Annotated in this window: 23 protein-coding genes; 11 read left to right on the forward strand and 12 right to left on the reverse strand. The window is 68.1% G+C overall.

The genetic code is table 11. The features are described from left to right. Nucleotides 1-40: 40 nt before the first annotated feature. A complete protein-coding gene (locus CD928_RS00495; protein WP_095383454.1) occupies nucleotides 41-385 on the reverse strand; it encodes an arsenate reductase family protein in 345 nt (114 codons plus the stop codon). Nucleotides 386-585: 200 nt separating this feature from the next. Between CD928_RS00495 and CD928_RS00500 the strand changes: the two genes are divergently transcribed. Beyond that, nucleotides 586-1,308 (forward strand): murein L,D-transpeptidase catalytic domain family protein, encoded by a 723-nt coding sequence (locus CD928_RS00500; RefSeq protein ID WP_255247024.1) that lies wholly within the window; start codon nucleotides 586-588, stop codon nucleotides 1,306-1,308. Between the two features lie 4 nt (nucleotides 1,309-1,312). On the opposite strand, the gene CD928_RS00505 is transcribed toward CD928_RS00500, so the two are convergent. From CD928_RS00505 to CD928_RS00525, 5 genes are all read right to left on the reverse strand, one after another. Continuing rightward, complete coding sequence (locus tag CD928_RS00505; RefSeq protein ID WP_095383457.1) at nucleotides 1,313-1,789, reverse strand: hypothetical protein; 477 nt, start codon at nucleotides 1,787-1,789, stop codon at nucleotides 1,313-1,315. Nucleotides 1,790-1,828: 39 nt separating this feature from the next. Beyond that, nucleotides 1,829-3,220 (reverse strand): L,D-transpeptidase family protein, encoded by a 1,392-nt coding sequence (locus CD928_RS00510; protein WP_095383460.1) that lies wholly within the window; start codon nucleotides 3,218-3,220, stop codon nucleotides 1,829-1,831. Between the two features lie 98 nt (nucleotides 3,221-3,318). Next, nucleotides 3,319-4,677, reverse strand: a complete 1,359-nt coding sequence (gene accC, locus CD928_RS00515; protein ID WP_095383463.1) for an acetyl-CoA carboxylase biotin carboxylase subunit — start codon at nucleotides 4,675-4,677, stop codon at nucleotides 3,319-3,321. Nucleotides 4,678-4,685: 8 nt separating this feature from the next. Then, on the reverse strand, nucleotides 4,686-5,165 hold the full coding sequence (gene accB, locus CD928_RS00520) for an acetyl-CoA carboxylase biotin carboxyl carrier protein (protein WP_095383466.1): 480 nt from the start codon (nucleotides 5,163-5,165) through the stop codon (nucleotides 4,686-4,688). Between the two features lie 69 nt (nucleotides 5,166-5,234). Beyond that, nucleotides 5,235-5,687: a type II 3-dehydroquinate dehydratase gene (locus CD928_RS00525; protein WP_095383469.1), complete on the reverse strand. Its 453-nt coding sequence runs from the start codon at nucleotides 5,685-5,687 to the stop codon at nucleotides 5,235-5,237. A gap of 79 nt (nucleotides 5,688-5,766) precedes the next feature. On the opposite strand from CD928_RS00525, the gene thiS reads away from it, so the two are divergent. From thiS to CD928_RS00540, 3 genes are all read left to right on the forward strand, one after another. After that, nucleotides 5,767-5,967 carry a sulfur carrier protein ThiS gene (thiS, locus tag CD928_RS23995; protein ID WP_176141558.1) on the forward strand — a complete coding sequence of 67 codons (201 nt, stop codon included), beginning with the start codon at nucleotides 5,767-5,769 and terminating at the stop codon, nucleotides 5,965-5,967. Nucleotide 5,968: 1 nt separating this feature from the next. Then, nucleotides 5,969-6,742 carry a thiazole synthase gene (locus tag CD928_RS00535; protein ID WP_095383472.1) on the forward strand — a complete coding sequence of 258 codons (774 nt, stop codon included), beginning with the start codon at nucleotides 5,969-5,971 and terminating at the stop codon, nucleotides 6,740-6,742. A 115-nt stretch (nucleotides 6,743-6,857) separates the two neighbouring features. Continuing rightward, nucleotides 6,858-7,040, forward strand: coding sequence for a CsbD family protein (locus tag CD928_RS00540; protein ID WP_095383475.1), 183 nt, complete (start codon nucleotides 6,858-6,860; stop codon nucleotides 7,038-7,040). A 70-nt stretch (nucleotides 7,041-7,110) separates the two neighbouring features. Here the strand turns inward: CD928_RS00540 and CD928_RS00545 are convergent, their stop codons facing one another. Further along, the gene (locus CD928_RS00545) at nucleotides 7,111-8,520 is read right to left on the reverse strand and encodes a DUF1254 domain-containing protein (protein WP_095383478.1); all 1,410 of its coding nucleotides are present in this window, start codon (nucleotides 8,518-8,520) and stop codon (nucleotides 7,111-7,113) included. A gap of 129 nt (nucleotides 8,521-8,649) precedes the next feature. Between CD928_RS00545 and CD928_RS00550 the strand changes: the two genes are divergently transcribed. Next, complete coding sequence (locus CD928_RS00550) at nucleotides 8,650-9,390, forward strand: Crp/Fnr family transcriptional regulator (protein ID WP_095383481.1); 741 nt, start codon at nucleotides 8,650-8,652, stop codon at nucleotides 9,388-9,390. Nucleotides 9,391-9,394: 4 nt separating this feature from the next. Here CD928_RS00550 and CD928_RS00555 read toward each other — a convergent pair whose 3' ends face one another. The 4 genes from CD928_RS00555 to CD928_RS00570 form a co-directional block, all read right to left on the reverse strand. Then, entirely contained in the window at nucleotides 9,395-10,144 is a 750-nt protein-coding gene (locus tag CD928_RS00555; RefSeq protein ID WP_095383484.1) for a hypothetical protein, read from the reverse strand. An 87-nt stretch (nucleotides 10,145-10,231) separates the two neighbouring features. Next, nucleotides 10,232-10,672, reverse strand: a complete 441-nt coding sequence (locus tag CD928_RS00560) for a DUF1330 domain-containing protein (RefSeq protein WP_095383487.1) — start codon at nucleotides 10,670-10,672, stop codon at nucleotides 10,232-10,234. After that, a complete protein-coding gene (locus CD928_RS00565) occupies nucleotides 10,669-11,220 on the reverse strand; it encodes a GNAT family N-acetyltransferase (protein ID WP_095383490.1) in 552 nt (183 codons plus the stop codon). The genes CD928_RS00560 and CD928_RS00565 overlap by 4 nt, the downstream gene beginning before the upstream one ends. 185 nt (nucleotides 11,221-11,405) lie before the next feature. Then, nucleotides 11,406-11,810: a glycine zipper 2TM domain-containing protein gene (locus CD928_RS00570; protein WP_095385030.1), complete on the reverse strand. Its 405-nt coding sequence runs from the start codon at nucleotides 11,808-11,810 to the stop codon at nucleotides 11,406-11,408. Between the two features lie 178 nt (nucleotides 11,811-11,988). Between CD928_RS00570 and CD928_RS00575 the strand changes: the two genes are divergently transcribed. Continuing rightward, nucleotides 11,989-12,210 carry a hypothetical protein gene (locus tag CD928_RS00575; protein WP_095383493.1) on the forward strand — a complete coding sequence of 74 codons (222 nt, stop codon included), beginning with the start codon at nucleotides 11,989-11,991 and terminating at the stop codon, nucleotides 12,208-12,210. Nucleotides 12,211-12,235: 25 nt separating this feature from the next. Further along, entirely contained in the window at nucleotides 12,236-13,153 is a 918-nt protein-coding gene (rarD, locus tag CD928_RS00580) for an EamA family transporter RarD (RefSeq protein WP_095383495.1), read from the forward strand. On the opposite strand, the gene pyrC is transcribed toward rarD, so the two are convergent. Beyond that, the gene (gene pyrC / locus CD928_RS00585) at nucleotides 13,150-14,172 is read right to left on the reverse strand and encodes a dihydroorotase (RefSeq protein ID WP_095383497.1); all 1,023 of its coding nucleotides are present in this window, start codon (nucleotides 14,170-14,172) and stop codon (nucleotides 13,150-13,152) included. The two genes, rarD and pyrC, sit on opposite strands and share 4 nt — an antisense overlap. Before the next feature lie 140 nt (nucleotides 14,173-14,312). Between pyrC and CD928_RS00590 the strand changes: the two genes are divergently transcribed. The 4 genes from CD928_RS00590 to chrA all read left to right on the forward strand — a co-directional run bounded on the left by CD928_RS00590 (nucleotide 14,313) and on the right by chrA (nucleotide 17,618). Continuing rightward, a complete protein-coding gene (locus CD928_RS00590; protein WP_095383500.1) occupies nucleotides 14,313-15,041 on the forward strand; it encodes a folate-binding protein YgfZ in 729 nt (242 codons plus the stop codon). A 32-nt stretch (nucleotides 15,042-15,073) separates the two neighbouring features. Beyond that, nucleotides 15,074-15,682 (forward strand): hypothetical protein, encoded by a 609-nt coding sequence (locus CD928_RS00595; protein ID WP_095383503.1) that lies wholly within the window; start codon nucleotides 15,074-15,076, stop codon nucleotides 15,680-15,682. A 51-nt stretch (nucleotides 15,683-15,733) separates the two neighbouring features. Then, nucleotides 15,734-16,288 (forward strand): TIGR02281 family clan AA aspartic protease, encoded by a 555-nt coding sequence (locus CD928_RS00600; protein ID WP_095383505.1) that lies wholly within the window; start codon nucleotides 15,734-15,736, stop codon nucleotides 16,286-16,288. A gap of 136 nt (nucleotides 16,289-16,424) precedes the next feature. Further along, a complete protein-coding gene (gene chrA, locus CD928_RS00605; RefSeq protein WP_095383508.1) occupies nucleotides 16,425-17,618 on the forward strand; it encodes a chromate efflux transporter in 1,194 nt (397 codons plus the stop codon). The last annotated feature ends 29 nt before the right edge of the window (nucleotides 17,619-17,647 follow it).

Consider the following 17,647-nt stretch of genomic DNA (forward strand, 5'->3'; position numbering starts at 1 on the left):
TCCCGCGAGCGGGAGGGGAGATGAGCGTTCATTCCCGAATCTACAAAATCTCCCGCACCACATCCTGCGGGCGGCAGAAGCGGACGCCCTTGTCGGTCTCGACGAACGGCCGGTTCACATAGGCGGGATTGGCGACCATCGCGGCGATGATCGCATCCTCGTTCGCGTCCGGCAGGCCGCGCTCCTCGGCGTCGGTGCCGCGGAGGCGCAGCGCCTCCTTTGCGGTCAGGCCGGCGCCGGCGAAAAGCTGGCGCAGCTTGTCCGCCGCGTAGGGCGTCTTCAGATATTCGACGACGGTGACGTCGACGCCCGGCGTCTCCTCGAGGATTGCGAGGGTCTTGCGCGAGGTGCCGCAGGCGGGGTTGTGCCAGATGGTCGCTTTCATGGGAGCGGCTCTATCGCGCCGGTGCGGGCGGGGCAAGGGCGGGTGGGGGCGGCGCGTAAACCCGCTGTTCATGGCGATTATGGCACAACACCCCGCATGAAGACGATGATGCGTCTTGCCTTTAGAGGGCAAGCTGCGGCTAATGTCCCGACGAAGGACCGCCAGAGGCGGCATGCGGGGTTGGGTTGCACGTGAACAAGATGATCGATCGCAGGTCGATGCTGGCGGGGCTCGCGAGTGCGGGCGCCTTCGCGGCGGCAGAGGCGCGCGCGCAGGTGCCGGACTGGATCGCCCAGCACCCGCAGGCGCCGGCGGCTCCGCCCGTCGACTATCTCGCGGTGGCGCGCGCGCAACTCGCGCGCGAGGGCCGTCATATCGCGCTGACCGACCGCGTTGGCATCGTCGATTTCGGGCTTCCGTCCTCCCGCCCGCGCTTCGCGCTCGTCGACATGGTCGCGGGGCGGATCGACCTCTATCCGGTGACGCACGGCCGCGGCTCGGACCCGCAGCACGACGGCTGGCTCAAGAGCTTCTCGAACGCCCCCGGCAGCCTCGCGAGCTCGCGCGGCGCCTATCGCACCAGCGACTATTATTGGGGATCGAACGGCTCGTCGATGCGGCTCGCCGGGCTCGATCCCGACAACAGCAACGCCGACATGCGCGCGATCGTCGTCCACGGCGCCTGGTACGCCGAACCGTCGCTGATCGCGACGCAGGGCAAGCTGGGGCGCAGCGAGGGCTGTTTCGTGTTCGGCGAGGAATTGCTGCCGCAAATCCTCTACAAGCTCGGCCCGGGCCGGCTGCTGTTCGCCGACAAGCTGAGCCTTCCGCCGCCGCAACCCGTGCTGCCGCCGCCGCCGGGGACCGAGGCTATCGTCCGGACGAGCGCGACGAGCGGGGTGATGCCGGGGACCGCGGATTGAATCGTCAGAGGGCGGCCGAAGCCGTCACGAATACGCGCGCGGGCTCGCGGGTGAGGAAAACAATCACCGGATGCTTTGTAAAGGGCGCGCACCCCAGGCCGGCGGCAAAGACATGGAGGTCATTGCCGCTCCAGCGAACGTTGAGTGTGGGTCGACCGGTGGGAAACACCGCACGCACCAGATAGGCATGATACTGATCGCCCGGCGGGATGGTTTCGGAGGCCTTCGTTCCCATGAACTCGACAAGTTGACCGTGCGTCAGGGGAATGGCGCTTCGATCGCCCAGCAGCGCGATCGCCCGCTTGATATTGCTTGATATGGGGCGAACGAGCGCCGGATCGATTTTCTCGCCTTCGTCCACGTTGGAAGGGGAGGCGAGCCATTCGTTCCTTGTCGTCGCGTCGCATTGAAATTGCGCGTCGGGACGTTCTGCGGAGATGGCAGGCGGCACAACCAAGGAAAGCAGGATCGCCAGCGCCATCAGACCTTTGCCAGTTGAGCGCCCAGCTTCCATGACTGCTCAATAAATCCCCGAGGTCCCCGGCGCGGTTGCGCTCGGCGCGCTCGCCGGTGCCGGCTGGCGCGCAGCGGTCGTCGTCGTCGGGACGACCGGCGGGGGGGTGGGGGAGATCAGCACCGCGGTCGGGCGGCCGGGCTTGGCGAAGCTCGCGACGACGGGCGCATCGCGGCCGTAGAGGTCGGCGAGCTTCTTCACGCCGCCCTTGCCGTCGGGCACCACCGTCCAATAGGCGACATAGACGGGGAAAGGCTGGTCGAAGCCAAAGCGCGTCGTCTTGCCGCTGGCGATCGCCTCGCCGAATTCCTCGGGCGATTTGCCCGCGAACATCACCGCCATCAGGCCCGAGAAATGCAGCGCCTTTTCGGTGCGGATGCAGCCGTGGCTGAACGCGCGCTTGTCGGCGGCGAAGGCGCCTTTCGACGGCGTGTCGTGGAGGTAGATGGCGTGCGGGTTCAGCATCTCCATCTTCATCACGCCGAGCGAATTGCCCGGCCCCGGCTGCTGCACGACCGATAGCGTCTTGCCCTTGCCGGTCCAGGTATAGCCCTGCGCGCGGGCACGGGCGGGGTTGCTGGCGATCGTCGCGCCGATGCCCTCGTTGATGATGCTGCGCGGCAGCGTCCAGGTCGGGTTGACGATGACGCCGGTCGCCATCGGGTTGAGCTGCGGCGTCGGGGTGGTGGGCTTGCCCACGACCGCCTTGTGCGTTGCGATGACGACGCCGTCGTGGATGACGCGGGTCAGATATTCGGGGACGTTGCTGACGACATAGCCGGTGCCGAGGTCGCGCGGCATCCAGCGCCAGCGCTCCATGTTGACGCGGATCGCATTGGCCTCTGCAGGGGTCTTGGCGGAGGCGAGCGACGCCTTCAAAAGCGCGAAGGTGGGGTGGACGGGATCGAGGCCGCCGAGCGCCACCGGAATGTCGTTCGCCGTCAGCGCATAGCTGAGCAGCGGGATCAGCGGGGTGCCGTCGGCGTCGCTGTCGGTCATGAACCACTGCTTGCGGGCCGCGTTCGGCGTGCGGCCGTCGCGCAGGTGCGTCGCGAGCAGCAGGAAGCTGTCGGTCGCCACCTTATCGAGTTCGACCTGATTGCCGCTGGCGATCGCCGCCTCGATCCCTTCGGAATTATAATCTTTCGGGAAGAGCCCTTCGCCGCCGACCGTCGCGATGAAGGCGAGCAGCGCGCGGGCGTTGTCCTTCGACCAGCTCGGCAGGTTCGCCTCGGCCAGCGTTTCGACGACGGGCGCATCGTCGGCCACCTTGTCGGGCTGGAAGACGACCGAGTCCTCCTTCACATCCGACGTCTGGGCCAGTGCGGGAGCGCCAGCGAGCGCGAGCGGGAGGAGAAGCGCCGCGGCGGGTGCGGAAAAGGGAGAGTTTTTGACCATGGGGGCCGCCATAGCCAAAAAAACAGAGGTTTGGAAGGAGCGCGCGCGCGATCGGTGACCGCCCCTCCCCTTCAGAGGAGAGGGCAGGCGGTCGGTGCTCAGGCCTCCGCCGCGTCCTGCTGCGCGAGCCATTCCTCGAGCCATTTGATCGTATAGTCGCCATGGATCACGTCGGGCGCGGCGAGCAGCGCCTGGTGGAGCGGGATGTTGGTCTTGACCCCGCTGACGACCATTTCCTCAAGCGCGCGGCGCATCCGCATCATGCAGCTTTCGCGCGTGCGGCCATAGACGATCAGCTTGCCGATCATGCTGTCGTAATAGGGCGGGATCGCATAGCCCGCGTAGAGTCCGCTATCGACGCGGACGTGCATGCCGCCCGCGGGGTGATATTGGGTGACCTTGCCCGGCGAGGGCAGGAAGCTGCGCGGATCCTCGGCATTGATGCGGCATTCCATCGCATGGCCGCGAAATTCGAGATCCTCCTGCCGCACCGACAGGCCGCGGCCGTCGGCGATGCGAATCTGCTCACGGACGAGGTCGAAGCCGGTGATCATCTCGGTCACCGGATGCTCGACCTGGATGCGGGTATTCATCTCGATGAAGAAGAACTCGCCGTTTTCCCAGAGGAATTCGATCGTCCCCGCGCCGCGATAGTGCATCTTGGCCATCGCGTCGGCGCAGATCTTGCCCATCCGCGCGCGCTCCTCGGCCGAGATGACGGGCGAGGGGGCTTCCTCGAGCACTTTCTGGTGGCGGCGCTGGAGCGAGCAGTCGCGCTCGCCGAGGTGGATGGCGTTGCCGTTGCCGTCGCCGAACACCTGGAATTCGATATGGCGCGGGTTGCCGAGATATTTCTCCATATAGACGGTCGGGTCGCCGAACGCCGCCGCCGCCTCGCTCGACGCCTGGCCCATCAGGCTTTCGAGGCTGTCCTCGTCGGGAACGACCTTCATGCCGCGCCCGCCGCCGCCCGAGGCGGCCTTGATCAGCACCGGATAGCCGATCTCGCGCGCGAGCGTCTTCGTCTCCTCGCCATAGGTGACCGCGCCGGGCGAGCCCGGGACGACCGGCAGGCCGAGCTGGACCGCGGTGCGCTTCGCCTCGACCTTGTCGCCCATCGTGCGGATATGCTCGGGCTTCGGGCCGACGAAGACCAGGTCGTGCGCCTCGATGATCTCGGCGAAGCGGGCGTTTTCCGACAGGAAGCCGTAGCCCGGATGGATCGCGTTGGCGTTGGTCACCTCGGCGGCCGAGATGATCGCCGGAATGTTGAGATAGCTGTCCTTCGCCGCGGGCGGGCCGATGCACACCGCCTCGTCGGCCAAGCGGACGTGCATCGCGTCGGCGTCGGCGGTCGAGTGGACCGCGACGGTCTTGATGCCCATTTCATGACACGCGCGATGAATGCGCAGCGCGATCTCGCCACGATTGGCGATCAGGAGCTTTTCGATGCTCATGGGCTGGATCAGCCGATGGTGAACAGCGGCTGGTCGAACTCGACCGGCTGGCTGTTCTCGACATGCACGGCCTGAAGCGTGCCCGACTTGGGGGCGGTGATCGGGTTCATCACCTTCATCGCCTCGATGATCAGGATGGTGTCGCCTTCCTTCACCGCGGCGCCCGAGCTCGCGAAATTGGGCGCGCCGGGTTCGGGGGCAAGATAGACGGTGCCGACCATCGGCGACTTCACCGCATCGGCGAAGCTGTCGGGGGCGGGGGCTGCCGATGCGGCTGCCGGTGCGGCCGGCGCAGCGGCGGCCGCGGCGACCGGAGCGGGGGCGTAAGCCAGCGGCGCGGCGGCGGCGGTCAGCGTGCGCGCGACGCGCACCTTGCGATCGCCGTCCTCGACCTCGATTTCCGAAAGCTGCGTGTCGTCGAGCAGTTCGGCCAGCGCGCGGACGAACGCCGGATCGATGTTGATGCCCTGCTCCTTATGGTCACCCATATGTAATTTCCCGTTGTTGCGGCGCCGGATTGGAGGCGCCCTGACCCCTGTTTCTGATCGCGCCTCTTGTCAGAAGCGCGCGGCGGCGTCCAGCGCCAGCGTGTAACTGTCGGCGCCATGCCCGGCGAAATGCGCGGCCGCCGCCATGCCCACATAGCTGATATGGCGGAAATTTTCGCGTTTCATCGGGTCCGACAGATGGACCTCGATCACCGGCACCTTGATCGACTTGATCGCGTCGTGGATCGCGATCGACGTGTGGGTATAGCCGCCCGCGTTGAGCAGCACCGCCTTCGCCCCCGCGACATAGGCCTCGTGCAGCCAGTCGATCAGCACGCCCTCATGGTTCGTCTGCCGGCATTCGACGCGGAGGCCGAGTCCCGCAGCCTGCGCCTCGAGCCGGGCGTGGATATCGTTGAGCGTGTCGTGTCCGTAAATCTCCGGCTCGCGCGTGCCGAGCAGGTTGAGATTGGGGCCGGAAAGGACATAGACGGTCGGAAGTTCGGAACGCTCTTGGGGCAAGGGGGCGGGCTTTCGGTTGCTACGTTGCTCGCTCCCCCTATATGGGCTGCTCGGCAAAAGGCAAAGCAAGGGTGCAGCGGTGATTTCGATCGTCCTCAACGGCGAACAGCGGCAGGTGCGGAGCGGCAGCATCGCCGATCTCGTCGCCTCGCTCGGGCTCGACGTGAAGAAGGTCGCGGTCGAGCGCAACCGCGAGATCGTCCCCCGCTCGACCCTTGCCGACGTCGCGCTCGCCGAGGGCGATGCGCTGGAAATCGTTCATTTCGTAGGAGGCGGTTGAGGTGTCAGCGGACCAGTGGAGTGTCGCCGGACGGACGTTCACGTCGCGGCTGATCGTCGGCACCGGCAAATATAAGGATTTCGAGCAGAACGCCGCCGCGGTCGCGGCGTCGGGGGCGGAGATCGTCACCGTCGCGGTGCGCCGCGTCAATGTCTCGGACCCGGCCGCGCCGATGCTCACCGACTATATCGACCCCAAGAAGATCACCTATCTTCCCAACACCGCCGGCTGCTTCAACGCCGACGACGCGATCCGCACCCTGCGGCTGGCGCGCGAGGCGGGGGGGTGGGACCTCGTCAAGCTCGAGGTGCTCGGCGAGGCGAAGACGCTCTATCCCAACATGCGCGAGACGCTGGAGGCGACCGAAGTGCTCGCGAAAGAGGGCTTCCTGCCGATGGTCTATTGCGTCGACGATCCGATCGCCGCGAAGCAGCTCGAGGATGCGGGCGCGGTCGCGATCATGCCGCTGGGCGCGCCGATCGGGTCGGGGCTCGGCATCCAGAACCGCGTGACGATCCGCCTGATCGTCGAGGGCGCGTCGGTGCCGGTGCTCGTCGATGCGGGCGTCGGCACGGCGAGCGACGCGGCGGTGGCGATGGAACTCGGCTGCGACGGCGTGCTGATGAACACGGCGATCGCCGAGGCGAAGGATCCCGTCCGCATGGCGCGCGCGATGAAGCTCGCGGTCGAGGCGGGACGTGACGCCTATCTGTCGGGCCGCATGGGCCAGCGCCGCTATGCCGATCCATCGAGTCCGCTCGCGGGACTAATCTAGGTTAGTTTTCTCTTTTAATTGAATGGCTTGATGCGTTTCCATGGAACGCCGACGGCGCGCGCTCGTTGATCGGGCACGAGGCTATGCCGCCTCGTGCCAGCCAAGGAGACTCCCCGTGGGTGAATTCAAGGACAAAGCCAAGGGCCTCGCCAACGAAGCCGCCGGCAACGCCAAGCAGGCGGTCGGCAAGGCGACGGACAACGAACGTCTGCGCGCCGAAGGCGAAGCGCAGGAGCGCAAGGGCGAAGCCCAGAATCTGAGCGGCAAGGTCAAGGGCGCGCTCGGCGACAAGATCTGACGCTCGACCTTTCCCGAACAGAAAAGGCCCCCGGACGACCGGGGGCCTTTTCTTTGCGTGCGCCGCCGGTTCAGGGCAGCCGCTTCAGCGGCGGTGGCGTCCAGCGCCCTTCGAGTGCCTCGCGCCGCGGCAGGTAGAGGCGCAGGTTCATCGTGAACGGTCCCGCGGGCGCGGGGAGCCAGTTGGCTTCCTTGTCCGCACCGGGATTATCCTTCTGGATATAGAGGTCGAGCGAGCCGTCGGGGTTGAAGGCCAGCTTGTCGCGGTCGCCGATCGCGAAGCGGTCGATCGGGTTTGCGACGAAGAACTGGTCGGCGCCGTACATGGTCAGCGACCAGAAGGCGTCGGCGGGCGGAATCTGGTCCTTGTCGAAGTGCAGGACGTAGCGCGCCGCGCCGCTGAGCGGCTGGCCCTCGCCGTCGAGCGGCACCATCGGATAGATGGCCTCCTCGGGCGGCAGCGCGCCGAGGCCCGCATAGCCGATGAAGGCGCGCTGGAGATAGTCGTTGCCATAGACGCCGAGCGCGTTGCCCATCGCGACCCAGCCGTTCTTGGTCAGGCTGAGCCCCTTGCGGCGGTTCAGGATCCGCGCATAGGCGTCGGCCGCGGCGCGGGTCAGGCCGCGCTGCACCGCGGGGTCGGCGGCGGCGAGGTCGAAGCTCTTCCCCGGCACCAGCCCGACGCGCTCCATGCGCAACAGCATGGCATAGTCGCTCGCGTGCGGCGGGTTGCGCTTCAGCGTCTCGGCGAACAGCGCGAAGAAGGCGCCGGGCGCCATCTGCGCGACCTGCTCGACCGGCGGAGTCTTCATGTCGACCGACGGATCGGCCTTCGCCTCCGCCGCGGCCTGCGGCTTGCCCCAACCCGACAGCGGCGTCGCGGCATAGCCCGCCTGCAGCTGGTGGACATGGTCGTAATCGGCGGCGCCGTTGGTCTGGATGCGCCCGATGATCCAGCCCTGCTCGGTCGGGCTGCGCACCATCCGCATTCCCGCGGGCAGCGTCCCCTGCCAGTGCGGGCCGACGAGCGCCACGGTGCCGCCGTCGTTGCCCGTGGTGCGCGTGCCGAGCGTCGCGAACACCTCGGTCCACATGTCCATGATCGGCACGACATGATAGCGGCCCGCAGTGTCCGGCAGGGTCAGGATCAGCGGTTCCCGGCCGACGTCGAACCACAGCGTCGAATAGAGGGTGTCGGCGTTGGGGCGCACCACATCCTTGAAGCTCGCGTCGGGATAGGTCTTCATGTGCGCGAATTGGTTCACCGGTGCGCGCAGCCGGCCTTCGCGGGCGTTGGTCGACACGCGGCGCGTCACGTCCATCAGCACCATCGGATAGGCGTAGGTATAGGCTTCGAGGCCGATGGCGTAGGCGTCCTCCTCGGTCGTCGTCGTTTCCTGGGGTGTCGCTTGCGGCGCGGCGCGCGCCGGGCCGGACAGGACGGCCGCCGCCATCGCGGCCAGGGCAAGAAGCATCTTCATGCGATAGGTCTCCTCTCGATCTCGCCTTCCGCTAGCGATGGCCGCGCCGCCAGTCTGTCATCCAGCCGACAATCTCTTGGGATTTTCGGATGTGCGGCATAGAGGTCGGCAGCGAAGGGGAGCGAAAGCATGTCGACGAGGCCGCAGGCGAACCGATCGCCCGAACATTGGGGCCCCGACGCGCGCCTCCGCGCGCTGCGGCTCTGCCCGTTGTTTCGCGACTGGCCCGAGGCGCGGCTGACCGAGGTCGCGGCGATCGCCCGCGCGCGATCCTATGCGCGCGGCACGGATATAGGCACGCACCACCATCCCCGCAGCCGCGACGTGATCATCGTCGCCGCGGGCGGCGTCGAGATCAGCAGCGCCTCGGCGGAGGGCAAGCGCTTCGTCCTCGGCCTCGCGAGCGCGCCTGAGGTGCTGGCGCTCGTCTTGCTCCTGTCGGATGTGCGATTACCCTATGATTTCCGCGCCTATGCCGACAGCGTGCTGTTGCACCTGCCTTGCGACGCGCTGACCGCGATCCTCGATGCCGAACCGATATTGTGGCGCGACGTCGCGCTGCTGCTCTGCACCCGCCATGGCGACAGCCTGCGCCTGCTCCACGACCAGACGCTTGGCACGCTCGAGCAGCGCATGGCGGCGACGCTCGCCCATCTCGGCCGGATTCACGGCATCGCGGCGGATGGAGGCACCGAACTGGGGCTGCGGCTGCCGCAGGAGCAGCTCGGCGCGATGCTGGGGGTCACGCGGCAGAGCGTCAACCGCGTGCTGCGCGACATGGAGCGCGCCGGCGTGATCGCGATCGACTATAACCGCATCACGATCCGCGATGCAGCGGCATTGGACGGGATCGCAGCGCGGGTAGCCTGAAGACTCAGCGGCCGCCCGAGGCGACGATGTCGACGTCGGTCATGCCGCCGTCACGGCGCAGCATCACGACATAGGCAAGCTCGCCCTTGGTGCCGCCGAGCGTATGCTCGTTGCCGCGCACGCGATGATCGCTCGTGTAGCCGGCGCGGATTGCCATCGTGTGATAATAGTCGAGCACGCCCTGGATCGAGGCGGCGGTCTGGAAATTGACGACGCGGATGTTGCACTTGCCGCCGTTTATGCCGGCCGCTTCGCGCAGAGTCGCGCGCGGATAGACGGGGAAGGCCGCGGGCATGCGGTCGGCCCAGCCGTTGCCATAGGTCAGCTTCGCGTCGCAGCTGCCCTTCGTCTGCTCGCGCGCGAGCGCGCCGATAGTGGCGGGGCGCTTGGCGGCGCAGTCGCCGGCGCAGCCTTCCTCGAAGGGCAGCGCCCTGGGCGCGGCGAGCAGCTTGCCCGCCTTCATCGCCGCGGCGGCTTCGGCGGCGGTCGCCGCCTTGCCCGCGGCGATACCGGGAACCCCGCCATCGACCGGCCGGTTGCCGGGGCCGGCGGCGTTGCGGTTGGCCTGGCCCGCGAGCTTGGGGTCGACCATGATCTTGTCTTCGAGCGCGCCCTTGATCGCGGGATCGGCATTGGTCAGCCCGTCATCGAGCGGCGCGAGTTCGGCCTTGCCGTCGGGATTGTCCCGGCAGCCGGCGAGCCCCGCGGTTGCCATCAGCAAGCCGGCAACGAGCCATTTTCCCCGCAACATCATCGCTAACACTCCCTTAATCTTTCATCCGGACTAGCCGAATTCTGGTTAAGAAGATGTGAGGAAAAAGCGTTAATCGGTAAGGCTTTGTTAGCCGAAAACTGTCTCGGGCCGGGACGCTTTCGGGTCGCAACGGATGAGGCGCGAGGTTTCGACCGCCGCCTGGCGATGGACCACCGCCTGCCGGTAGACGGGGTCGGTGACCATCTCCATGAAGGCGCCGCTGTTCGGATATTCGGCGACGAAGATCGCGTCCCAGCGTTCGCCCTCGGGGCCGATCACCATCGTTTCCATCGTGCCGCGCCAGACGATGCGCCCGCCGACACGCTGGAATATCGGGCCGCTGTCGGTGCCGTAATGGGCATAGGCCTCCGCGCCGGTCAGATCCTGTCCGGCGAGCGGATGGTCGGCGGGATAGGCGGCCGTGTCGCGGAAGCGCACGAGGTTGAGCATATGGATCACCGTGTCGCGCGGCAGCGCCTTGAAGGCGTCGAACTGCGCGCGTTCGGGGTCGACATGATGGTCGGTCATGGCGTCAGCTCCTTCCGCTTTTGCCGCCACTGGTCGGCGCTTTGCGTCCAGGCGTCGACCGGGGCGTCCTGAAAGGGGGCGGGGAGGCGGGTGGGGCCGCTGTTCGTCGCGCCGAGCCGCTTCGCGAGCGCCTGCGACCGGGTGTTGGCGGGGTCGATGCTGTGCATCAGCTCGGGCCACTTCAGGAACTCGACCGCGAAGTCGCACGCGGCCACCGCGCCCTCGAAGGCATAGCCCTTGCCGGCGAATTTCGCGCGCACGCCATAGGCGATTTCGGCGCCCGGCCAGCCGTCGGGTTCCCACGGCCCGAGCCGCCCGACCCATTCGCCGGTTGCGCGCTCGATCACCGAGAACATCGAAAAGCCGCGGATGTGCCACGCGCCCGCGAGCGTGCACCAGAGCCGCCACGCCTGCGCGCGCGGGCAGGTGCCGCCGATGAAGCGCATCGTGTCCTCCTCGCCGCACATTTCGGCGAAGGCGTCGAAATCCTCGGCGGCGGGCGGGCGCAGGATCAGCCGCTCGGTGACGAGAAGGGGGCCGTTCAGCATGGCGATCCTTTCGGGGCGGCGGGACAAGGCTTTCGTTTCTGGGCGAAGACGCCAGCGGGGGCAAGGCGCAATCGCTGGCGCATCGGGCGCAAACGACGAGGGCGCCGACCGAAGTCGACGCCCTCTCCATCACGCGGTGCGGGTGGAGGGGTCTCGGACCCGCACCCGTAACGGTTTCCTGTGCCTTAGCGGCAGCGATATTTGTCGCGGTCGATCTCGCGACCCAGCAGCGCGCCGCCGGCGGCGCCGAGCACGGTGCCGAGCAGCTTGTCGCCGTCGCCCGCGATCTCGTGACCCGCGAGGCCGCCGACCGCGCCGCCGATCAGCAGGCCGGTGGTGCCATTGTCCTTCTTGCAGCGATAGCGGCCGTCGCTACCGCGCCAGATGCGCGTGTTCGAATTGACGCGCTGGTCGCGCGCATAATTGCGGTGGTGGCGCTTCTTGCGATAGAAGCCGGCGTCCTGATCGGCCTTGAACAGGCCGTGGCCCTGCGCCGGCGCCGCGGTCGACAGACCGGCGTAGGCGGGGGCGGTGGCGGCAACGCTGATCGCCGCGAACGCGCCCAACAGGCCCTTGGTGAATTTACGCATCATAAGTCCTTTCCTGGTTCGACGCCTGTGTCCATGAGGGCATCCGGCGCTTCGATGGGAGAACGAGCGCAGGCTGAACTGCGTTGCATGAACCCTGGGCAACAAGACGAAGCGAGTGCTGGCGTCGACGAACCGAAAGGCCCTTGCTCCCCTTTTCTCCGCGTGCGAGAATGGCGCCATGCTCAACATCGTATCGATCGTCATCGGGGTTATCGCCTTGATTCTGGCCATTCCCGCCTTCATCCCGCTGCTCGGCTGGGCGAACTGGGTGGTGGTGCCGATCGCGGTCGTCGGGCTCGCGCTCGGCGCGATGTCGAACCGGACCAGCGGCCGCAACCTCAATATCGTCGTCATCGTCATCGGCGTGCTGCGCCTGATGATGGGCGGCGGCATCATCTGATCCCACCGACCGCACGAGCAAGACCATGAACCGACCGCCGGCCCCCGCGGGGAGCGACCAGGGAGGGCTGCCCTATGCCTTGGGCGCCTACACGATCTGGGGCTTCGTCCCGCTTTTCTTCAAGCTGCTCGAAAGTGTGCCGCCGGTCGAGGTGCTGTCACAGCGCATCATCTGGTCGCTGCCGCTCTGCTTCGTGATCATGCTCTTCCGCCGCCAGATCGGCGATTACCTGGCGGCGCTGAAGGACTGGCGCGTACTGCGGCTGCTGCTCGCGAGCGCATTGCTGATCGCGCTCAACTGGCTCGTCTATATCTATTCGATCTTCTCGGGCCATGTGCTCGCGTCGAGCCTCGGCTATTATCTCAATCCGCTGGTCAATGTGATGCTGGGCATGGTTTTCCTCGGCGAGCGGCTGAGCCGGCTGCAGGTGGTCGCGGTGGCGATCGCCGGGGTCGGGGTCGCCATCCTGCTCGCGGGCGCGCTCGACACGCTGTGGATCAGCCTGACGCTGGCGCTCAGCTTCGGCGTCTATGGCCTGCTCCGCAAGGTGGCGCCGGTCGGCGCACTGCCGGGGCTGGCGGTCGAGACGACGCTGCTGTTTCTGCCCGCGCTCGCGATCGCGGCCTTCTATGTCCAGGCCGGCGACGGCGTCGGCTTCGGGTCGGGCAGCGCGATCAGTTGGCTGCTTGTCTCGGCGGGCGCGGTGACCGCTATCCCGCTGCTGATGTTCGCGACAGCGGCGCGGCGGATGAGCTATGCGGCGCTCGGCTTCTGCCAATATCTCGCGCCGAGCATCGTCTTCCTGCTCAGCCTCTTCCTGTTCGACGAGCCGCTGAAGCCCGCGCAGCTCTTCTGCTTCCTGCTGATCTGGATCAGCATCGCGGTGTTCAGCTTTGACATGTGGGTGAAGGCCCGCGCGCCGCGCGTGCCGCCGACGCCCTAGACGATCCGCCAGCCGAGCGTTTCGCCGGCGTGGAAGGGAACGACTTCGCCGACCCGGTCGGGAACGACGGTTTCGCCGCGCTCGAGGGTGATGGTGCCCTCGTTGAGCGGCAGGCCGTAGAAGCGCGGGCCATGTTCGCTCGCGAAGCCTTCGAACCGGTCGAGTGCGCCATCCTCGTCGAACGCCGTCACATAGGATTCGAGCGCGTAAGGCGCGTTGAAGATTCCGGCGCAGCCGCACGCCGCTTCCTTGGTGTGGACCGCGTGCGGCGCGCTGTCGGTGCCGAGGAAGAATTTGGGCGATCCCGAGGTGGCGGCGGCGCGCACCGCGAGGCGGTGATGCTCGCGCTTGGCGACCGGCAGGCAATAGGCGTGCGGCCGGATGCCGCCGACGAGCATCGCGTTGCGGTTGATGTGGAGATGCTGCGGGGTGATCGTCGCGGCGACATGGGCGGGCGCGTCGGCGACGAACTGCGCCGCTTCGGCGGTGGTGATATGTTCGAGGACGATCTTGAGCTCTGGCAGCGCCTTCGCCAGCGGCGCGAGGGTGCGCTCGATGAACACCGCCTCGCGGTCGAAGATGTCGACGTCAGCGTCCGTAACCTCGCCGTGGATCAGCAGCGGCATGCCGATGGCCTGCATGCGTTCGAGCACGGGCATGATGTTCGCGACGTCGGTGACGCCATGCGCGCTCCCGGTCGTCGCATGCGCGGGGTAGAGTTTCGCGGCGGTGAAAATGCCCTCGGCATGGCCGCGCGCCATCTCGCCCGCGTCGCTGTGGTCGGTCAGATAGGCGACGATCAGCGGAGTGAAGTCGAGATCGGCGGGAACCGTGGCCCGGATGCGGTCGCGATAGGCGATGCCCTCGGCGGCCGTCGTCACCGGCGGCGACAGGTTCGGCATCACGATCGCGCGCGCGAACTGGCGCGCCGTGTACGGAGCGACATGCGCCAGCATCGCGCCGTCGCGCAGATGCACGTGCCAGTCGTCGGGGCGGCGGATGGTCAGGCGGTCGGTCATACTGTCTCCCCCCTCCTCTTCAGGGGAGGGGCCGGGGGTGGGGTCTCGAAACATAGAGCAAGGTCGATGGACCCCACCCCAACCCCTTCCCTGAAGGGGAGGGGCTTTAAGTTGGCTCACGCGCTCCCTATTGTCCGCTCATGTCTAACACAACCCTCAACGATCGTGCCCTCATCCGCCTGTCGGGCGACGATGTCCGCGGCTTCCTCCAGGGCCTCGTCACCAACGACGTGGCGGGCAATCTGCCGGTTTGGGCGGCGCTGCTGACCCCGCAAGGCAAGGTGCTGTTCGACTTCCTCATCTGGGGCGACGAGGACGATTTGCTGATCGATTGCGAGCGCGAGGCCGCCGACGACCTTGTCAAGCGCCTGACCCTCTATCGCCTGCGCCGCGCGATCACCATCGCGCGCGAAGAGGGGCTCGCGGTGCATTGGGCGCCCTTTGGCGATCTCGGCGAACCCGACCCGCGGCTCGCCGACCTCGGCCAGCGCTGGCTCGGGCCGGCGGACGAGGGCGAGGGCGTCGACGCCGGCTGGCGCGCGCACCGGCTGCCGCTCGGCGTCACCGAAGGGCGCACCGAGCTCGGCGACGGCACGACGCTGTGGCTCGAATGCAATGCCGCCGAGCTGAATGGCGTTAGCTTTTCCAAGGGCTGCTATGTCGGGCAGGAGAATACCGCGCGGATGAACTGGCGGCAGAAGGTCAACCGGCGGCTGGTCGTGGTGCCGATCGCCGCGGCCGAACCAGCGCGGCAGATCGTCGCCTATCCCGAACTCGGCTGGTCGGTCGAGCATCGCCGCGTCGAGACGATCGACGCCGCAAAGGCGCCGGGGTGGCTGCGCGAAGGGCTGGCCGCATCCGGTTCATGACGCATGCAGCGGGACGTGATATGATGCCGGCCATGCGCGCGCTTCTGATCCCGTCGGCGCTGATCGCCGCTTTCGCAGCCCTGCCGGCCGCAGCACAGGACTGCGCCGCGCCCCCTGCGCCGATCGCCGGCACGGCGCCGCTGGTGCCGATCGAGCCCGAACCCGCCGCCGAGCCCGCGAGACTTGCGCCGCTCGCCGCGGATTCGCCCTGGCTCGCGCGCTTCGCCGCGGCGGCGGACGAGCTGCTCCCCGCGCTGCGCTCGCGCGAACCCGCGCGCTGGCAGCCGCTGCTCGGCGGACGCTGGCTCGGCGCGGCCGAACGGCGGGCGGTCGCCGCGCTGCTCGCCGACCGCTGCGCCGCCTTCGCACCGCTGTTCGCGGCGTCGGAGCCTATCGAGCGCCGGATCTTCGGCTGGAGCATCCCCGCCACCTACAGTGCCGCCGACCGCGCCCAGATCGCGGCGCGGCCCGAGGCCGAGGCGCTGGTGTGCTGGGCCGCCGGGCAGGACGGCGTGGCGGCGTGGCCGGAAACCGCCGCCGAGGCGGACAACAGGGCGGGGCGGCCCTATGCCTGCGCGCGCATCACCTATTCGCTGCGCGGCGGCGCGCCGAGCTGGCGCGCCTTCGTCGAGCGCGGTTGAGCCCGCTTCGCGTTTAACCATTCCCCAACGCCATTGTGCGAAAAGCGCGGCATGTTGGGGCGATTTCTCGGTCTGGCCGCGGTGATCGCGGCGGCGTCGATCGGCATGGCGGGGATCGCCAGCCGCTCGGCCCCCGATCGCGCGCAGGCGTCCTCGGATTCGGGTGGCGACAACGGCAATTGGACGACCGAGCACCGCGCCCAGGGCGGCTGGTCGCCGGCGCCGGCGGCGGCCGGAGCATCAGGCGAGGTCCGGCTCGACCGCGCGGGCGATTCGCATTTCTATGCCGACGCCGACGTCGACGGCGCGAACATCCGGATGATGATCGACAGCGGCGCCTCGATCGTCGCGCTCACCCGGCGCGACGCCGAGGCGATCGGCATCGACGTCGATCGCCTTCCCGTCGCGGGCAGCGCGCGCACCGCGGGCGGCGACGTCCCGGTGCGCCCGGTGATGCTGCGCAGCGTCGAGGTCGACGGTATCGAAGTGCGCGGCGTCGCGGCGGCGGTGGTCGACACCGACATGGGCGTCTCGCTGCTCGGCCAGAGCTATTTGTCGAAACTCGACGCGGTGACGATCGAAGGCGACACGATGACGCTGCGGTAGGAGCCGCGGGTAACGCATTGACTCGCGCATCGGCACGGACCGATAAGGTGCGGGACGGGCCGACGCGGACGCCCGTTCAGACGGGTTCGTTCAAGTTCCGCTCCACCCGCCGCGTTCGCGGCGCTCGGAGCGTTATATGACGACCAACATCCCCGCCTCTGTCCACCCGTTGCGGCTGAGCCTGACCGCGCTGTTCCTGAAATTCTTGCGCTTCGGCTTTCTGGCTTTCGGCGGCCCGGTCGCCCAGATCGCGATGATCCGGCAGGCGCTGGTCGAGGACGAACGCTGGATCGAGCCGGCCCGCTTCAACCGGCTGCTCGCCGTGCTGCAGATATTGCCGGGACCCGAGGCGCACGAACTGTGCGTGCATCTGGGCATGGTCGCTCGCGGCCGGGTGGGGGGACTGCTCGCGGGGCTGGGCTTCATGCTGCCGGGGATGGCGCTGATGCTGCTCGCGGGTTGGCTCTATGTGACGTGGATCGCCGGCGATGCCGGCCTGTCGAGCCTGTTGCTGGGGGTGCAGATCGTCGTGCTGGCGATCATCCTGCGCGCGGTGGTCCGGATCGGCGAGCATATCGTCGAGGACTGGCTGTCGGGAGCGATAGCGGTGGCGAGCCTGATCGCGACGCTGGCCGGGGTTCCCTTCTGGATTCCGCTCGTCGCGGCGGGTCTGGCCTATGCCGCGTCCGACCGGCCGCTCGTCGCGGCCGCCGTTCTGGTCGCGGCCATCGGCGTCGCCGCGGCAGTGCATGGCTTGGCGCCGTCGGGTGCCACCGCATCGGCTGTCGCCGAACCCGTGACGCTCGCGGCGCTGTTCGTGGCGGGGCTGAAGGGCGGAATGCTGACCTTCGGCGGCGCCTATACCGCCATTCCCTATGTTCGTGCGGACACCGTGGGGCGCGGCTGGATCGGCGACGCGACCTTCCTCGACGGCATCGCGCTCGCGGGCGTGCTGCCGGCGCCGCTGGTCATCTTCGCGACCTTCGTCGGCTATGTCGCCGGCGGGATCGGCGGGGCGCTGGCGATCACCGCCGGCATGTTCCTGCCCGCCTTCGCCTTTTCGCTGATCCTGTTCGAACGGCTGGAGGCGGTGGTCGAGAGTCACGCGCTCCATCGTCTGCTGGCGGGGGTCGCCGCCGCGGTCGTCGGCATCATCGCCGCGACCTTCGTCCAGCTCGGCGAGGCGACGGGCGCGCGCATATCGAACGGGGTGGCCGCTGGCCTGCTGTTCGGCGTCGCGCTGGTCGCTGCCTGGCGCCTCAAGGGCATGTGGGTGACGCCCGCGCTCGTGGCGGGCGGGGCCATCGCCGGTTGGCTGGTCATGCCGTAGAGTTGGGGGGGGCGACAACCCTTGCCATC

Source organism: Sphingopyxis sp. GW247-27LB (assembly GCF_002277025.1).
In the GTDB taxonomy this organism is placed as follows: Bacteria; Pseudomonadota; Alphaproteobacteria; order Sphingomonadales; family Sphingomonadaceae; genus Sphingopyxis.

Bases quoted from the DNA above. Each gene is read 5' to 3' on its own strand.
- CD928_RS00510 (WP_095383460.1), bottom strand. From the start codon at position 3,220: ATGGTCAAAAACTCTCCCTTTTCCGCACCCGCCGCGGCGCTTCTCCTC.
- CD928_RS00590 (WP_095383500.1), top strand. From the start codon at position 14,313: ATGTCTAACACAACCCTCAACGATCGTGCCCTCATCCGCCTGTCGGGC.
- CD928_RS00565 (WP_095383490.1), bottom strand. From the start codon at position 11,220: ATGCTGAACGGCCCCCTTCTCGTCACCGAGCGGCTGATCCTGCGCCCG.
- rarD (WP_095383495.1), top strand. From the start codon at position 12,236: ATGAACCGACCGCCGGCCCCCGCGGGGAGCGACCAGGGAGGGCTGCCC.
- CD928_RS00600 (WP_095383505.1), top strand. From the start codon at position 15,734: ATGTTGGGGCGATTTCTCGGTCTGGCCGCGGTGATCGCGGCGGCGTCG.
- CD928_RS00570 (WP_095385030.1), bottom strand. From the start codon at position 11,810: ATGCGTAAATTCACCAAGGGCCTGTTGGGCGCGTTCGCGGCGATCAGC.
- CD928_RS00550 (WP_095383481.1), top strand. From the start codon at position 8,650: ATGTCGACGAGGCCGCAGGCGAACCGATCGCCCGAACATTGGGGCCCC.
- pyrC (WP_095383497.1), bottom strand. From the start codon at position 14,172: ATGACCGACCGCCTGACCATCCGCCGCCCCGACGACTGGCACGTGCAT.
- CD928_RS00505 (WP_095383457.1), bottom strand. From the start codon at position 1,789: ATGGCGCTGGCGATCCTGCTTTCCTTGGTTGTGCCGCCTGCCATCTCC.
- accB (WP_095383466.1), bottom strand. From the start codon at position 5,165: ATGGGTGACCATAAGGAGCAGGGCATCAACATCGATCCGGCGTTCGTC.
- CD928_RS00560 (WP_095383487.1), bottom strand. From the start codon at position 10,672: ATGACCGACCATCATGTCGACCCCGAACGCGCGCAGTTCGACGCCTTC.
- CD928_RS00495 (WP_095383454.1), bottom strand. From the start codon at position 385: ATGAAAGCGACCATCTGGCACAACCCCGCCTGCGGCACCTCGCGCAAG.
- accC (WP_095383463.1), bottom strand. From the start codon at position 4,677: ATGAGCATCGAAAAGCTCCTGATCGCCAATCGTGGCGAGATCGCGCTG.
- CD928_RS00575 (WP_095383493.1), top strand. From the start codon at position 11,989: ATGCTCAACATCGTATCGATCGTCATCGGGGTTATCGCCTTGATTCTG.
- CD928_RS00595 (WP_095383503.1), top strand. From the start codon at position 15,074: ATGCGCGCGCTTCTGATCCCGTCGGCGCTGATCGCCGCTTTCGCAGCC.
- CD928_RS00545 (WP_095383478.1), bottom strand. From the start codon at position 8,520: ATGAAGATGCTTCTTGCCCTGGCCGCGATGGCGGCGGCCGTCCTGTCC.
- chrA (WP_095383508.1), top strand. From the start codon at position 16,425: ATGACGACCAACATCCCCGCCTCTGTCCACCCGTTGCGGCTGAGCCTG.
- CD928_RS00555 (WP_095383484.1), bottom strand. From the start codon at position 10,144: ATGATGTTGCGGGGAAAATGGCTCGTTGCCGGCTTGCTGATGGCAACC.
- CD928_RS00500 (WP_255247024.1), top strand. From the start codon at position 586: ATGATCGATCGCAGGTCGATGCTGGCGGGGCTCGCGAGTGCGGGCGCC.